The organism is Afipia sp. GW822-FHT04G07, from assembly GCF_058800765.1.
In genome coordinates this window covers 3,780,228-3,794,486 of sequence record NZ_JBXAMP010000001.1, presented here as the reverse complement: position 1 = coordinate 3,794,486, position 14,259 = coordinate 3,780,228, and the positions used below count along the sequence as shown (strand labels likewise).

Sequence of the window (14,259 nt, the reverse complement as noted above, 5' to 3'; positions counted from 1 at the left end):
CCGCCGGCAAAGGGTCGGCGTGTCCTCTCAATCGGCCAACGGCGTGGAAAATCCGGCGACAAGCTTGACCAGATCGGCCTGTCGCCCGGCACCTGTTTTTTCGAACACGCGACTGACATGGGTCTTGATCGTAGTCTCCGCAACACCGAGAGCCACCGCGACCTCGGGAACACCGCCGACCTCAACGACCGCAAGCAGCACGCGCAACTCAGTCGGCGTCAACTTGTAGGTACGTCCAATAACTTCCGGAGCCGACGGCATTTCCAGCGTCGCCTTGCGAACGAACAACGCAGCGACTGCCGTATAGGCAACGCCAGCGCGCTGACGTTCGCCCGAGGTCAGCGGCAGGAGGTGAGCGACGTAACGTTCGCCGTTGTGCGCAGACAGCGGCAGCGCGATACCCTTGATACCGAGCGCCGTGTCGCCTTGGCCCGCGATGGCGAAGATCTCGCGCAAGGTTTTGTTGACCTGCGTATCACTTGCGACGAGTTGGCCTTTCGTCGAACGCAGCACGCCGCCGTCGTCCAGAAGGGCACGTCCAGCAATATTGGCGTGAACGATGTGCCCTCTTCCGTCGACGAGAAACATGCCAGCGCTGAGGCCATTGAATGTTTCAGTAAATGTCGCCGCTTCTGCTCGCTTCAGATCGATAACCTTGCCGATCAGCGCAGCACGGCGCACATGAGGAATGACAAGCGACATGCGCCGGCGCATCTCGTCGTCCACCATGCCACCCGTCTTGCTCCGGACAACGCTGAGAAACGCACAGCTTGTCGCAGATTTCTCGAGCACAGCGCTGGCAACGTCGATCCAACCCTGAGGCTCGGCCCACTCCCGATAGAAGCGTCCTTGCAAATGTTCTTCGTAAGGCACGAGGTCCGGAAGGCTTACAACTTGTCCGACGCCGAACATCGCCACTGCTGCCAGAGGATCGAACTTCGAATACGTTTCCGAATAACTCTGCATATACTCGGGGTCGAGGCCAAACTGATAGTGAGCCTCAACAAAGGCACTTGCAGAATCTTTCAAGGCAAGCCCTGCCGCCTGGCCACCGACAAATTCCGCTATTTCTTCGAGAACGACGGTCCACATCGCAGGATCAAGCGAAGCATCGTAGATGTCTCCGATCAGACGGGACGCTTTCTGATACTCGGACATGCGCTGATTGACCACTTGGAGCTGGTCGACCCGGCCGACCGCCCGATGTTCGTCGACCTTTTGAACGCTTTTTACCAACGTACTTCTCCTACCAGAACGAGTCCACAACACTTGCGCGATCGAAAGCGGCTGCATGGGATATCTCGCCGGCCGGGACCGACCTTGGAGGTCAAGCCCGACCGGCAGAGATGGATGGGAATATCGAAGCGAAAGAAACCGACCCGCTTACTTCGCGAGTTTGGCTTTGATCTCGGCCAGACCGGCCTCGTAGACGCCGTTCAACGCCTCGCTGGCGGCCTTTTCCTTGCCCTGATCCGGTGTGTAGGAGCCGCTCCAGCTAATGGTGGAAGAGCCGTCTCCCTTGGCCGTAACCTTGATCGTCGATGTGTAGTTCGTAACTGGCAACGGGCTCGAGATGAACGCGTAAGAATAGCTATGCTCCGCATCATTTCGTGCGGTTTGCGTTTCCACAAACGCCGCGTTGCCGTCCTTGGTCACGAGCGTCCGGGTCGGCGGCGCCTTGCCGTCCTCAATGCAGACCCCCACGGGCGGCAGCCAGTTTTTGATCGAGCAGAACGGGCCAATCAATGACCACACTGCCGAGGGCGCTGCTTTCACATCGACGCTGCGCGACAGATTTGCGGCGGAGGCCGGCGATGCATGAACACTCAAGAGGACCAGCGCGCAAAAAGCCGCGGAGGGCGAGAACGCTGTGATGTATCTCTCAACCATAAAATTCTTCATTGATAGTCCTGACTGTTGGAGTTGCGGAGGCGTGGCTTGGCCCGCATCAGCGGCGACCGTCCACCACGGGCACTCTTACAGCGAGCCTCATGCTCGCCATGTCGGCCAACATTGTCCGCCTCCCACGCGCAGCGCCAGTTCAGGAACTGAATCGAGACCGATACAGGAAATGAACCAGTAAGCAGCACCGCCGGCTAAAAACGCCCCTGACCATTTGGAGAGAACATGACCATAGGCAGTTACAGACAATTTTGTCCGGTCGCGATGGCCGCAGAGATCCTATGCACGCGCTGGACTGTCGTTCTACTCCGCGAACTGATCGCGGGTTCAACGCGTTTCAATGAATTGCGGCGCGGTGTTCCACGGATGTCCCCGGCCCTGCTCTCGCAACGTCTCAAGGATCTTGAGGTAGCCGGCATCATTTCCCGCACAGCGTCAGCGACGGATCCCGGCATCTTCGAGTACCATTTGACCTCATCCGGAAAAGAACTTGGACCTATCATCGAAGCATTTGGTGTCTGGGGTCAGCGCCGGATCGAAGCCGATGTGTCGCTTCAGCATCTCGATGTTCAACTTTTGATGTGGGATATGCGGAGAAATCTGAATACCAAGCCGATGCCAAAACATCGCAGCGTGGTGCAATTCGTATACCCGGAACTGTCCGCGACCCAATGCTCCTGGTGGCTGATCGTCGATCCCGACGAAGGCGTCGATCTTTGTTCGGTCAACCCGGAATTCGATGTCGATCTTTATGTGTCTGTCGGTCTGCGAACCATGACAGCCATCTGGATGGGGCTTGATACGGTGCGCTCCGCTGTTGGGAGCGCGCGTATGATACTGACCGGAGACCGGCAGCTCGCCTCGGCCATGCAAACCTGGCTCGGTCTCAGTCCATTTGCAAAGGAACGGAAGCTGGCGAGTTGAACGCTAGGAGGTCTTCGAACGCAGCTAGTGGCCGGTAAAGCCGACCGTCGACAACGATCTGTATCATGCATCCGGTTGGCGACGACGGAGAGGTTCAGTTCCTGAACTGGAATTGAATCCAAAGACTCTGATATTCGACGCGACTTGATCAACTTCGAAAAGAAGACACATGAGTCACGTTGGAGGCTGCTTTTGCGGCGCTGTTAAACTTGAGGTCACCGGTTCGCCGGAGGCTATGGGATACTGTCATTGCAGTTCCTGTCGTTCGTGGTCAGGCGGGCCTGTTAACGCCTTCAGCTTGTGGAAGCCGGATGCAGTGCGGTGAAATCAGGAGCCGAGCATGTCGCGACATTTCAGAAGACTCCGCTCAGCGAGCGTCAGTATTGCAAGAAGTGCGGCGGGCACCTCATGACCAATCATCCACCATTGGGACTCGTTGACGTATTCGCCGCGTCGCTTCCAACCCTTCCGTTTGCCCCCGGCGTTCACGTCAATTACGCCGAAACGGTGCTGCCCATGAAAGACGGACTGCCAAAGCTCAAAGACTTTCCGGCAGAATTGGGAGGGTCTGGCGAGGTGGTCGTTGAATAAGTGTGTGCTGCGGCACGTTGACGGGATCATTGATCGGGTTGCGAAGGTCCGATTCATCGCCGGAGATTCTGGCCTCTCGCGTCGGCTGGGGACATTTGGCGTCCCCAGCACGACGTAATTGCGAGTGACTATGCCTTCGGCAAGTAGGGAATGGTGCCAGCCAGATCGCTATTGTCGATGAGCTGGAATCGGCTTTCGCTACCGGCCTGTCGCGCGGTTACGTGCGCAGCGTAAGCCGGGTCGTTTACGAATGCCTTCGCTGCTGCGGCGGAGGGAAACTGCATAATCGCGATCAGCGACGTATCGAGCGGCCTTCCTTCAAGGGTCGTTACATTGCCGCTCCGGGCGAGATACTTGCCACCATGCTTGTGAACGAAGTCGTGAACCACAGCCGCATACGCAGGCACCCACGCACCGTCCGTCACCTTAATGTCCGCGATCAAAAAAGCTGTCATCGTTTTCTCCATGTCATCTCACGCACGGAACATCCGAGCGCGCGACGGAGATAGAATGGTTATTAGTGCAAACTCCAGTTCACAAAGTGAACTGCTGCAATATGATTTCTGTACCAGATCGAAATTCACCCTCATTGCTGGAGATCGCAGTTCGACGATACTGCGATGATATTTGACCGGCCGCCACGGAGCGGTCCGAACGACGATAAAATATCCATAAAACATGTGCTGCCGCGCGGTCGGTATGGCCCGGCCGTTTCGCCGAGGCACTCGCTTACTTTTTCATCCGGCTCGTTTGTAGATCGGAGGTTTTCTTATCGCGGGACCGTGCGACGCGGCCCATAACAGTGGGAAGCGACGTCCTTGCCTTCGGCGGAAGACAGAAAAACGTTATCTAATAGCGGGATTCAATGAATGAAAAAAATCGCCACTGTCCTTCTAGTGGAGGATGTAATCCTCGCTCCACAAGTCTAGCTGAGATGCCGTAGCCCGTTTTTGTGACCGGCAACCATTTCGGCAATCAATTGCTGCGCACCTCAGAGCTTGTACAAACCGCTCAGAACACCGGCGGAGTGCGTGATTGGAGCTAGCACGTCCGGGCCAAACTCGCCGCTAGGTAACACTGCCTGCCCGAGAAGCGACCCAACTTACGAGCCGAAATGAGTGCCTGGAAATGAATGGAAGTCGTGGCGACCTGTTCCGGATAAATCTGTCCGCCTCATACCGGTCTCTGTTTTTACGAAACGTAGACAATGGTTGCGGGTGACGAGAATGACGAATGAACCTCTAGAAAGAATGCTGACGGTGACATGGAACAATCCTCGGCCGGACGTTGCGCTGATGCATCGCCTGAGCGGCTTGGAGTATCTCTGTTCAATGTTTCCACCTCCACCGGGGATTGAAAAAGGAGCACCCATCGGTCGCCTTCTTCAAATCTATCCAACAGAGTTCAAGTTAGGATTTGCAGCCTTTGAGGCCATTCCAGCCGAGCAGCATTACAATCTGATGGGATCGGTTCACGGTGGTTTTGCCGCTACTTTGCTGGACTCTGCAATAGGTTGCGCGGTCCACAGCGGGCTAGAAGCAGGCCGGTCGTATACAACCCTAGATCTGCGAGTGAGCTACGTGAAAGCCATTCGAATAGGTTCGGGACCGCTACGTTGCGAAGCCAGAACTCTCAGTATCGGCGCGCGGATCGCCACGGCGGAAGGACGGGTCACGGATCGCGATGGCCGTTTATGTGCGCACGGCTCAGCCACATGCCTTGTGTTCGATCTGCCGCCGAAGCAATAGAAGGAAACATCGAATGATCGACCTGTCAAAGACGCTCCCGGATCTGTCTCACGAATTTGCCGAAATCAACGGGGAGCGTATTCACTATGTCAAAGCTGGAAAAGGACCGCTGATGCTGTTCCAGCACGGGTTCCCGCAGTGTTGGTACACTTTCAGGCATCAGCTCGCGGAGTTCGCCAAAACCCACACTGTCGTCGCGCCCGATCTGCGAGGCTACAATCTGTCTTCCAAGCCGACAAAACGTTGGGAATACGGCACTTGGGTCAGCGTCGAAGATACTCGAGCGCTCGTCCATTATCTCGGCTTCAAAACATTCATTCACGTCGGCCATGATACCGGCGGCATTATCGGCTATTCTATGGCGCTGCATTATCCAGCCTTACTTGATCGCCTCATCATATTGTGCACCGCACATCCGGCGACGTTAGACCGGGATCTGCACGACGACCAAGAGCAGATCAGGGCGAGCCAGTACCTACTCCTTACGCGGCGTCTCGATAGCGCTGGATTGCTGGCTGGCAACGACTTCGAGCGACTCAAGAACATCACGGCACTTCCGTTTTTTAGTGATGTTGACCGCCAGGTTTATCTCGAAGCATGGCGTCAACCCGGCGCGGCTGAGGGCATCGTGGGATGGTATCAGCGCGAGGGGGTGGGTCCGAAGGACGAAATTGGAACGCCGGCGCGCGGTAATACCTGTCCAGAAGTCTCCCCGCAGATTATTTCTGTGCCAAGCCTCGTCGTCCATACTAACGACGACGCCTATGTCAGGCCGCACGCCTTCAGCGGTATGGAGGCCTATATGCCGAACGCCACGATCATCAATGTGCCCGGTAGCCACTGGATTTGCGATGAGCAACCTCAGCTTGTCAACCGGATGATCCGGGCGTTCCTTGACGGCAGAGCCTTTAAATCTTCCGCGAGGGCGCGCGATTCTACCCTCCCGACTGCCTGAGCGAGTCATCGAGAGGGGCGGCGTAGGCCCGCTTCTCTCGTCCCGTCGGCACGTTCGTCATCGGCAAAGAAGATACGTGTGCCCCATCTGGTGGTCTTGTGACGCATTGATGGGTGTCGCTATCACGGCCAATCAGATCTTTTGGCAGCAGTACGATGGAAAACTGCGCGAGGCTGGGCGACCGTCTGCTCGCTCACCACAACCGCCAAACTCAACAACGTCGAACCCTTTGCCTATCTCAAAGACATCCTAGAACGCATGTCTGGCGGGCACCCGATGAGCCGCATCCACGAACTCTTGCCATGGAATTGGCGTCCAGACGACACTTAAAACTAACGCTATATGTAAGAGTTAAACGCTTACGCGAGGCGTAGCTTCACAATAATCGCTTGAAGAACTAACGATTTCGATAACAGACGGTGCGGCGAAATATGAGTGCGCACCGTGAATGCCGAGAACGCGCAGCGCCCACAACAGCGGAGTCTTTGCATACCGATCGTCGATCCTATGGATCTTGTTCGCGGACGCGTGAATACTCAATCGTGCCGACAACACTGGTGTATGTCGAAGGCGGCGCCAGTCTGATAGCGAGAATGGGATTATCTAGAGGACGCGCCGATAAATAATCGGCGTGTCCTGTCAATCCGCCAGCGGCGTCGAAAATCCGGCGACAAGCTTGACCAGATCGGCCTGTCGCCCGGCACCTGTTTTTTCGAACAGGCGGCTGACATGAGTCTTGATCGTCGTCTCCGCAACACCGAGAGCCATCGCGACCTCGGGCACACCGCCGACCTCGACCACCGCGAGCAGCACGCGCAGCTCGGTCGGCGTCAACTTGAAAGTGCGCCCAATCACTTCAGGCGCGGACGGCGTTTCCAACGTCGCCTTGCGGACAAATAATGCCGCAACCGCCGTATAGGCAACGCCGGCGCGCTGACGAGCACCCGAGGTCAGAGGCAACAGATGAGCGACATAACGTTCTCCATCATGGGTGGAAAGCGGAAGCGAAATGCCCTTGATACCGAGTGCGGCATCGCCCTGGTTCGCGATAGCAAAGATCTCGCGCAATGTTTTGTTGATCTGCGCATCGCTCGCGACGAGTTGGCCTTTCGTCGAACGCAGCACGCTACCGTCGTCCAGAAGAGCGTGTCCCGCGACATTGGCATGAACGATGTGCCCTCTTCCATCGACCAGAAACATGCCAGCGCTGAGGCCATTGAAGGTTTCGGCGAATGTCGCCGCTTCTGCATACTTCAGATCGATCACCTTGCCTATCAGCGCAGCACGGCGCACGTGAGGAATGACAAGCGACATGCGCCGGCGCATCTCGTCGTCGACCATGCCACCCGCCTTGTTCCGGACAACGCTGAGAAACGTGCAACTTGTCGGAGACTTCTCGAGCACAGCGCTGGCGACATCGATCCAGCCCTGGGGCTCGGCCCACTCCCGATAGAAACGTCCCTGACAATACTCTTCGTAAGGTACGAGGTCTGGAAGACTTACAACTTGTCCGACGCCGAAGAGCGTTACTGCTGCAAGAGGATCGAACTTCGAATACGTGTCCGAATAACTCCGCATATACTCCGCATCCAGGCCAAAGTGATAGCGGGCCTCAACGAAGGCGCTTGCGGTATCTTTCAAAGCAAGCCCCGCGGCCTGACCGCCGACAAATTCCGCTATTTCTTCGAGAACGACGGTCCACATCGCAGGATCGAGCGAAGCGTCGTAGATGTCTCCGATCAGACGGGATGCTTTCTGATACTGCATCATACGGTCATTGACTACGCCAAGTCGGCCAGCCCGACCCGCCGTCCGTGGTCGGGCGCTCTTTTGAACAGCTTCTGTCAAAGTACTTCCCTCGTCGGAGCGAGTCCACCGCAGCTAGACATCGGTCAGTTCTTGATGGATGTGGTTACGGCGTCTCAGCGCAAGTCGTGGCCAAGTTGCACTTGGCGGTCGACTGCAATCCAAGTCGCTCGAGCCATGGCCAACAATGTTCCGGCTTCACCATAGACAGCAGCCTCAGCAACGCGTTTGCGGCCGTCGCGGCCGGCCTCCCATGCAGTGATGACGCAGCGTTCTCCTGGACGCGGACGCGTCTCTATCCGTGCGGACATTCGGCCCAATAGAATCGGCGTTCGGTCGAAGCAGCCGCTCTCCCGATCGTATGAGGAAGCATAACCCGTGGGACAATCGAGCGCCGACCAGAGAAACTCAGGCGCGACGAAGCCGTCCTCCGCCACCAGTGTCGGATCCGGTGTCCAGGTCGCCGCAAGCACAGCCGAATCATTCCGGGAATCGCGCACGAGCGGTCCGGCAAAAATGCGCAGGCCATCTCCCTGCGCCCTCGCAGGACCACACACGAAACACGTCGGCAGCGGATGCTCGTGTGGCTTGACCAGTGTCAGCAATTCGGCTGCACTTGCCTCGTCGAAGCTTGCCGTCTCCAGGCGCGTAAGGTCAATACTCGCCGATCGTCCAGTGGCGACGATTGTGGCGCCATCGCTAAGCTCCCATAGCCCGTCGTCTTTCGCGACGACATCGAGCTGCTTATCCAGGGGCGGAGGTGCGCGGAGCGTCACCTCCGCACCCCCGGGAATGTGCCGCGCCAGCTGACCGCAGACGTACCCGCCGTTCCCGGAGTTCGGAGGACCGCAGTAGCGCTTGTCGATGATAATCGATGTCATCGATCCCTTCCTCGCTTGCCGCCGCCACCGCACTCAACTGTCTTAAGGACGATTCTTCCCTGAACCGTCCGATTAGCAACAGCGCGCATCGCTTCCTTGACCTGTTCCAGGGGAAGGACGCGATCGATGTGGGGGCGAATTTTCCCCTCGACCAACAATTGCGCCAGGGTGTCGTTCAGGCGCGCGGCTTGCTCGGGAAATTTCTCTGCCCATGCGCCAACAAAGACACCAACAATGGAATAGTTCTTCAAAAGCAAGAGGTTCATGGGCACCGAAGGGATCTGGCCGCTCGTGAAACCGACCGGCATCAGCCGTCCGCCCCACTTCATCAGCCGCGCCATTTGCTCGAAAATCGCTCCGCCAACATTGTCGAAGCAGACGTCGACGCCTTCTCCACGGGTTATCGACTTGATCCGCTCGCGCAGGTCTTCGCTACGATAATTGATGACATCGCAGGCACCGTAACGGCGCACCAAAGCCATCTTGTCGTCGGAGCCTACACCGGCGATGACCCGCAGGCCCAAGTGGACCGCGAGGTCGACAGCGGCAAGACCGACCCCGCCTGCAGCCCCAGTAATAAACACTGTTTCACCGTGTTGGGCTCGTGCACCCTCTTTCAGTGCGTAATAGGCCGTGCCGTAGTTGTGCCAGACCGTGGCCGCCGTTTCGAACGCGACACCTGCCGGCAACAGCACACTCTTCGATTCCTTGGCGACCATCCGCTCGGCATAGCCGCCTGTCCAGCTTCCGCACGCCACACGATCACCCGGCTGAAATTTCGTAACCTTGTCGCCAACCGCGACGACGACGCCGGCCGCTTCCGCGCCGGGCACGAATGGTGTCGGTGGACGCATCTGATAAAGGCCCGAGACAATCAGATGGTCCATGAAACTCACGGAGGCCGCGTGTACGTTGATCAGAATCTCGTCACCGGCGGGCTTCGGTTCTTCGATATCGCCGATCCACAGGTCCTCCGGACCCGTAAACGTGTTGCATAGAACTGCTCTCATTGTGATGCTCCTTCTTGGTTGCGACCGAAAATGCGCGGCAGCAGCATGGGGACGCGCTGGCGATACTGCTGGTAAGTCGTGCCGAACTGAGCGACTAAATCCCGCTCCTCGAACTGCACCCCGACCAGGATGTAGATCGTGATCGTGACCGCGAACAACAAATGGCCTGCGGTCATTTCGGGCGTAGCCCAGAATGCGAGCAGAAAGCCCAACATAAGCGGGTGCCGCACGATTTTGTAGAACAAAGGAATTTTGAACTCCTGACCCGGGTCGTTGGCTCCACGCAGCGAGAAGTATGCTTGACGCAGGCCGAACAGGTCGAAATGATCAATCAGGTAGGTCGAGGTCAGCGCAAGTAGCCAGCCGAACCAGTAGACACCGGTCAGCAACGAGCCTGCGATTCCATCGAACTTCCAGATGAGTGTCGGAATCGGTTGCCACTGCCAGAATAGCAGCAGAAGGATCAGGCTGGAGAGCAGCACGTAGGTGCTACGCTGCAAGGCCACGGGAAGGTTTTTAGCCCACCACTGTTTGAAGACCGGGCGCGCCATAATGGTGTGCTGGATTGCAAAAATTCCGAGCAGCAACAGATTTACGGCGATAGCCTCGGTCAATTGAGCAGGGCCGCCGCTGACGTCGATCGACTTTGGTACGAAGGTGTTGCTGAAGAATCCCAGCCCGTAAAGGAACGAAACAAGGAAGACGCCATAGCTCACAATGGCGTACAATAGGATCAGGAGACGTGCGAACATGAATGTTTTTCCAATTGTGCTGCCGGCGGCAGCAGGGCCGAAGACAAAAGCCTGAACCGTTCGACAGCGAGCGGGCTTGATCAGGCATAACTTTTATCGCTGGACCGTCCCCTGCGCGTCCCCCGATAGGACAAGGGAAGATTTCATGACTGGGTTCTCGCTTCAGACGCTTGGATTCCCGGAAATCCATGGCGACAACCGCCCGATCAAGCTCAACCTGCGCAAGGGTCTTGCACTGCTGATCTATCTCGCGGAGGCCCAAGGCGCCGTTGCACGGGATGTCATTGCCACGCTGCTGTGGCCCGAAAGCCCGGGCGAAACCGCCCGCGCGCGGTTACGGCGCATGCTTCATCGCATCGAGCTTACGCTCGGCCAGCACGTTTTCGAGACCGACCGCACCAGCGTGCGGTGGTCTCCAGCGGTCGAGCTGACGGTCGACTCCCATCTGTTCGAAAGCGCCTGCGACCGAAGCGCTTTCGACGAAGCCTGCCTGTACTATCGGGGTGACTTCCTCGCAGGCTTCTCTCTACCCGACTGTCCTGAGTTCGACGATTGGGTGTTCTTTCGCCGCGAGGCACTCAGGGGGCGGCTTATGCATGGGCTGGAACGCCTCGTGCAAGACAAAAATGCCGCAGGCGAGCATTTTGCTGCCGCAGCTCACGCGGGACGCCTTGTCGAGCTCGACCCGCTGAGCGAGGTGTATTGTCGACATTTGATCCGCAGCCTCCTGCTTGCCGGCGATCGAAGTTCGGCAGAACGGCACCACGGCGCACTGACACAGCGGCTGCGTGACGAGCTTAGGGTCGCGCCCGAAGCCGCGACCGAAGCGCTCATGGATCCCACCACGCCGCCGTTGGTCCATGACGCTCCGACAACACTCTATGTAAAGGGCGCCGGCGTGCATCTGGCGTATCAGACATACGGAAGCGGCAAGCTTGATATCCTGATTATGCCTGGCTTCGTGTCACATGTGGAACGCCTTTGGGAGCATCCCTCGTGCCGAGCATTTCTGATTTCATTGATGGCGTTTGGACGACTCATCATCTTCGATCGTCGCGGCATCGGGCTATCGGACCGGGTCGGATCGGCCCCGAGTATCGAAGTCACCGCCGAGGATATCGGCACTGTGCTGCGGGCGGTGCACACGCGCCGCGTCGTTCTGTTTGGCGCGTCAGAATGTGGGCCAGCATGCATCAAGTTTGCGGTCGATGAATCCCGTCTCGTGGCTGGCCTTATTCTGTTCGGCTCATTAGCCAAGGGCTCTTGGGCGCCAGACTACCCGCACGCTTTGCGGACAAGCCAACATGAAGCCTGGCGCCAGCAACTCGTCGCGGACTGGGGTGGCCCTGCCGGAATCGAAACCTTCGGGCCGAGTCTTTCTCGTGACCCTCAAGCGAGGGCGTGGTGGGCTGGACTGCTGCGCGCGGCCTCTAGTCCCGGCGGCATTTGGGCGGTGCTCACGGCGTTGCGCGATACCGACGTGAGACACCTCCTGCCACGAATCTCTGTGCCGACGCTGGTGCTGCACCGCCAAAACGACCGCGCCGTGCGTATTGGGGCAGGCCGGGATATGGCCAGCCAAATCACTGGCGCTCAATTCGTTGAACTCGACGGCGATGATCATTGGTTCTTTGCGGGTGCTCAGCAACCAGTGCTTGAGGCAATCAGACAATTCATTGGCGGGCTGCCCCGCAACAAAAGGCCGAAGCGGTAAGGCTAGATCAGCACGTTGGCAATCCGGCAAAAATCTCACCTCGGGGGATGCTCAGCACCGTCCCGCCGACCGCGAAGCTGCCTTGCTTCTGGACTGTCAGCGGTTGCGGCTTTCCCTTTTGATCAGCTATTGCGCTGTTGGCGGTCAATATAACCGCAGCAACAAACACCAACACCCCGTACCGCGAATTCAAAGCACCCATCCCTTTCTCGATCTTTCCGAAAGGATACGCGCGTCGGCATTCATTAGATGGTGAAATCGAGATATGCCTTTAAGTTGAACTTAGTAATCCAAATGAACATGAAAGCGATCATGTGTGCGCCTCATCGGACTAATCGAAACTCCCTTATCGACTATTCCATAATCCTGCGACATGGATGGCGAAGAGCCGGTTCAGGCCAGATCCGACTGATCGCGAATACTTTTCGGGCTAACGAAGTGTCAGGCCATCATCCACAGGAATCGTCTGTCCAAATGACGTAAGAAGTGAGCGGAGAGGCAAGGAACAGCGCGACACCCGCAATTTCAGTAGTCTTTCCCAGGCGGCCGAGTGGAATCTGTGCTTACCACGCTCGCCCCGCTTCGGATTGCTCGTCGTCACTTTGGTCATCAGCGCTCGCGGAAGGCGCGATTCATTTGATCGGTGAATGGCTTGGTAAGATACGATACAGCGGTCCGCTCTTGGGTCGAGATAAATACTTCGGCCGGCATGCCCGGAACGAGTCTGACCGTACTCAGTTGCGACAGCGCTTCGTCGCTCAACTGCACGTAAGCGATGTAATGCTCTTGCCCTGTCGTGGGATCACGTGCCGATGCAGGCGACACCATAACGACCTTGGCCTTCATCTCAGGCGTCGTGTTCCGGTTGAAAGCCGATAGCCGGACGCGAGCTCGCTGACCTTCCCTCACCTGGTCGATATCTACCGGCGAGATTCTGACCTCGAACTTTAGCTCAGCGCTTTCCGGGACGATTGTCGCAATTCTTGCCGCCGGTGTGATGACCCCACCCACAGTATGGACGAACAACTCGTTGACGTATCCAGAAACCGGCGCCCGTATTTCCGTACGCGACAAGCGGTCCTCAATAGCAAGTTTTCGTTCGTTCAGTTCGGCGATGCGTGCATCCACGGTACGGAGATCACGCTGAGCTTCGGTACTCGCATTCTGATCAATTGCGATGATCTGCAGTTTGATTTCACTGGTGCGCACCTTCGCGCGCGCAATGTTTGCTTCGATTTCGCCGCGCTCACCCAGTATTCGCGCCCAATCTCTGTGAGCTGTGTACACGCGCGCGTACTCGACAATTTTCTTTTCAAACAGGACCGTGAGCTTATCGCGCTCCTCGCCGACAAGCCTGATTTCTTCCAGCTTGGCGGCAAGTCGTGACTCCATGCCTTTGATTTCTTCACCGGTCTGGCCAATGCTCAGCGTGAGCTGCTCTTTCTGACTATCTCTGCCGAGCTTGTTACCCGCAAACAGGCGCCGCTCACCTTGAATGGCTGCGTCCGCCGTGCTCGCCAGACCCGCGAGTTCCTTTGAGAACGTGATTGAGGACAAATTGTCCCGTTCCGCAATCAGCCGGGCTTGACGCCCGAGTGCTTCTGCAAGTTGCGACCGCACGATCAGCAGTTCTGCCCTGACCTGAACATCGTCGAGAGTGGCCAACACCTGCCCTCCCTTGACAAGATCTCCTTGCCGGATTGCCAACGTTTTGATGATACCACCATCCCTATGTTGGACCTCCTTGAGGTTCTGGTCGACTTTGACGACGCCTGTCGAAATGACTGCGCCTTCAAGACGCGCCAAGGCTGCCCATCCGCCACACCCGATGACCAACACAAGGACGAGGCCCAAACCAATTGCAACGCGGGACCAGAGCGAGAAAACATCCTGTTCTCGCGATGAGCCGCCGCCGGCACCTGGAGCCTTTTTAATGGCATTCTGACTCATCGCTCACTCCTCATTCCAAGACAACG

The 14,259-nt window shown here is 57.3% G+C and carries 12 protein-coding genes and 3 pseudogenes; 6 read left to right on the top strand and 9 right to left on the bottom strand.

The window, feature by feature from the left end:
- Nucleotides 1-27: 27 nt before the first annotated feature.
- Together AC1RKJ_RS18460 and AC1RKJ_RS18455 are read right to left on the bottom strand one after the other, a co-directional pair.
- Nucleotides 28-1,293, bottom strand: coding sequence for a helix-turn-helix transcriptional regulator (locus AC1RKJ_RS18460; protein ID WP_492792362.1), 1,266 nt, complete (start codon nucleotides 1,291-1,293; stop codon nucleotides 28-30).
- A 90-nt stretch (nucleotides 1,294-1,383) separates the two neighbouring features.
- Complete coding sequence (locus AC1RKJ_RS18455) at nucleotides 1,384-1,902, bottom strand: SRPBCC family protein (protein WP_492792361.1); 519 nt, start codon at nucleotides 1,900-1,902, stop codon at nucleotides 1,384-1,386.
- A 225-nt stretch (nucleotides 1,903-2,127) separates the two neighbouring features.
- On the opposite strand from AC1RKJ_RS18455, the gene AC1RKJ_RS18450 reads away from it, so the two are divergent.
- Complete coding sequence (locus AC1RKJ_RS18450) at nucleotides 2,128-2,826, top strand: winged helix-turn-helix transcriptional regulator (protein WP_492792360.1); 699 nt, start codon at nucleotides 2,128-2,130, stop codon at nucleotides 2,824-2,826.
- Nucleotides 2,827-2,995: 169 nt separating this feature from the next.
- Nucleotides 2,996-3,417, top strand: a pseudogene (locus tag AC1RKJ_RS18445) (GFA family protein).
- Between the two features lie 128 nt (nucleotides 3,418-3,545).
- On the opposite strand, the gene AC1RKJ_RS18440 reads toward AC1RKJ_RS18445, so the two are convergent.
- Nucleotides 3,546-3,872 (bottom strand): DUF1330 domain-containing protein, encoded by a 327-nt coding sequence (locus AC1RKJ_RS18440; RefSeq protein WP_492792359.1) that lies wholly within the window; start codon nucleotides 3,870-3,872, stop codon nucleotides 3,546-3,548.
- A gap of 771 nt (nucleotides 3,873-4,643) precedes the next feature.
- Here AC1RKJ_RS18440 and AC1RKJ_RS18435 point away from each other — a divergent pair.
- The 3 genes and pseudogenes from AC1RKJ_RS18435 to AC1RKJ_RS18425 all read left to right on the top strand — a co-directional run.
- Nucleotides 4,644-5,165, top strand: a complete 522-nt coding sequence (locus AC1RKJ_RS18435; RefSeq protein ID WP_492792358.1) for a PaaI family thioesterase — start codon at nucleotides 4,644-4,646, stop codon at nucleotides 5,163-5,165.
- A 13-nt stretch (nucleotides 5,166-5,178) separates the two neighbouring features.
- Nucleotides 5,179-6,120, top strand: coding sequence for an alpha/beta fold hydrolase (locus tag AC1RKJ_RS18430; protein WP_492792357.1), 942 nt, complete (start codon nucleotides 5,179-5,181; stop codon nucleotides 6,118-6,120).
- A 165-nt stretch (nucleotides 6,121-6,285) separates the two neighbouring features.
- Nucleotides 6,286-6,450 (top strand): annotated as a pseudogene (locus tag AC1RKJ_RS18425) (transposase domain-containing protein); the annotation flags it as partial.
- Nucleotides 6,451-6,759: 309 nt separating this feature from the next.
- Here AC1RKJ_RS18425 and AC1RKJ_RS18420 read toward each other — a convergent pair.
- The 4 genes from AC1RKJ_RS18420 to mddA all read right to left on the bottom strand — a co-directional run bounded on the left by AC1RKJ_RS18420 (nucleotide 6,760) and on the right by mddA (nucleotide 10,569).
- Complete coding sequence (locus AC1RKJ_RS18420) at nucleotides 6,760-7,890, bottom strand: helix-turn-helix transcriptional regulator (RefSeq protein ID WP_492792356.1); 1,131 nt, start codon at nucleotides 7,888-7,890, stop codon at nucleotides 6,760-6,762.
- 152 nt (nucleotides 7,891-8,042) lie between these two features.
- Nucleotides 8,043-8,807: a hypothetical protein gene (locus AC1RKJ_RS18415; protein WP_492792355.1), complete on the bottom strand. Its 765-nt coding sequence runs from the start codon at nucleotides 8,805-8,807 to the stop codon at nucleotides 8,043-8,045.
- On the bottom strand, nucleotides 8,804-9,817 hold the full coding sequence (locus tag AC1RKJ_RS18410) for an NADPH:quinone oxidoreductase family protein (protein WP_492792354.1): 1,014 nt from the start codon (nucleotides 9,815-9,817) through the stop codon (nucleotides 8,804-8,806). The genes AC1RKJ_RS18415 and AC1RKJ_RS18410 overlap by 4 nt, the downstream gene beginning before the upstream one ends.
- Nucleotides 9,814-10,569 carry a methanethiol S-methyltransferase gene (gene mddA, locus AC1RKJ_RS18405; RefSeq protein WP_492792353.1) on the bottom strand — a complete coding sequence of 252 codons (756 nt, stop codon included), beginning with the start codon at nucleotides 10,567-10,569 and terminating at the stop codon, nucleotides 9,814-9,816. The genes AC1RKJ_RS18410 and mddA overlap by 4 nt, the downstream gene beginning before the upstream one ends.
- Before the next feature lie 145 nt (nucleotides 10,570-10,714).
- On the opposite strand from mddA, the gene AC1RKJ_RS18400 reads away from it, so the two are divergent.
- The gene (locus tag AC1RKJ_RS18400) at nucleotides 10,715-12,283 is read left to right on the top strand and encodes a bifunctional AfsR/SARP family transcriptional regulator/alpha/beta hydrolase (protein ID WP_492792352.1); all 1,569 of its coding nucleotides are present in this window, start codon (nucleotides 10,715-10,717) and stop codon (nucleotides 12,281-12,283) included.
- A gap of 430 nt (nucleotides 12,284-12,713) precedes the next feature.
- Here the strand turns inward: AC1RKJ_RS18400 and AC1RKJ_RS18395 are convergent.
- Both AC1RKJ_RS18395 and AC1RKJ_RS18390 read right to left on the bottom strand, forming a co-directional pair.
- A pseudogene (locus AC1RKJ_RS18395) lies at nucleotides 12,714-12,893 on the bottom strand (SDR family oxidoreductase); the annotation flags it as partial.
- On the bottom strand, nucleotides 12,893-14,233 hold the full coding sequence (locus tag AC1RKJ_RS18390) for an HlyD family type I secretion periplasmic adaptor subunit (protein WP_492792351.1): 1,341 nt from the start codon (nucleotides 14,231-14,233) through the stop codon (nucleotides 12,893-12,895). The gene AC1RKJ_RS18390 and the pseudogene AC1RKJ_RS18395, both read right to left, overlap by 1 nt.
- Nucleotides 14,234-14,259: the final 26 nt, after the last annotated feature.

What these genes read in the sequence shown, in the direction of transcription:
- AC1RKJ_RS18460 (WP_492792362.1), bottom strand. Translation starts at nt 1,293, where the DNA reads ATGCAGCCGCTTTCGATCGCGCAAGTGTTGTGGACTCGTTCTGGTAGG.
- AC1RKJ_RS18455 (WP_492792361.1), bottom strand. Translation starts at nt 1,902, where the DNA reads ATGAAGAATTTTATGGTTGAGAGATACATCACAGCGTTCTCGCCCTCC.
- AC1RKJ_RS18450 (WP_492792360.1), top strand. Translation starts at nt 2,128, where the DNA reads ATGACCATAGGCAGTTACAGACAATTTTGTCCGGTCGCGATGGCCGCA.
- AC1RKJ_RS18440 (WP_492792359.1), bottom strand. Translation starts at nt 3,872, where the DNA reads ATGACAGCTTTTTTGATCGCGGACATTAAGGTGACGGACGGTGCGTGG.
- AC1RKJ_RS18435 (WP_492792358.1), top strand. Translation starts at nt 4,644, where the DNA reads ATGACGAATGAACCTCTAGAAAGAATGCTGACGGTGACATGGAACAAT.
- AC1RKJ_RS18430 (WP_492792357.1), top strand. Translation starts at nt 5,179, where the DNA reads ATGATCGACCTGTCAAAGACGCTCCCGGATCTGTCTCACGAATTTGCC.
- AC1RKJ_RS18420 (WP_492792356.1), bottom strand. Translation starts at nt 7,890, where the DNA reads ATGATGCAGTATCAGAAAGCATCCCGTCTGATCGGAGACATCTACGAC.
- AC1RKJ_RS18415 (WP_492792355.1), bottom strand. Translation starts at nt 8,807, where the DNA reads ATGACATCGATTATCATCGACAAGCGCTACTGCGGTCCTCCGAACTCC.
- AC1RKJ_RS18410 (WP_492792354.1), bottom strand. Translation starts at nt 9,817, where the DNA reads ATGAGAGCAGTTCTATGCAACACGTTTACGGGTCCGGAGGACCTGTGG.
- mddA (WP_492792353.1), bottom strand. Translation starts at nt 10,569, where the DNA reads ATGTTCGCACGTCTCCTGATCCTATTGTACGCCATTGTGAGCTATGGC.
- AC1RKJ_RS18400 (WP_492792352.1), top strand. Translation starts at nt 10,715, where the DNA reads ATGACTGGGTTCTCGCTTCAGACGCTTGGATTCCCGGAAATCCATGGC.
- AC1RKJ_RS18390 (WP_492792351.1), bottom strand. Translation starts at nt 14,233, where the DNA reads ATGAGTCAGAATGCCATTAAAAAGGCTCCAGGTGCCGGCGGCGGCTCA.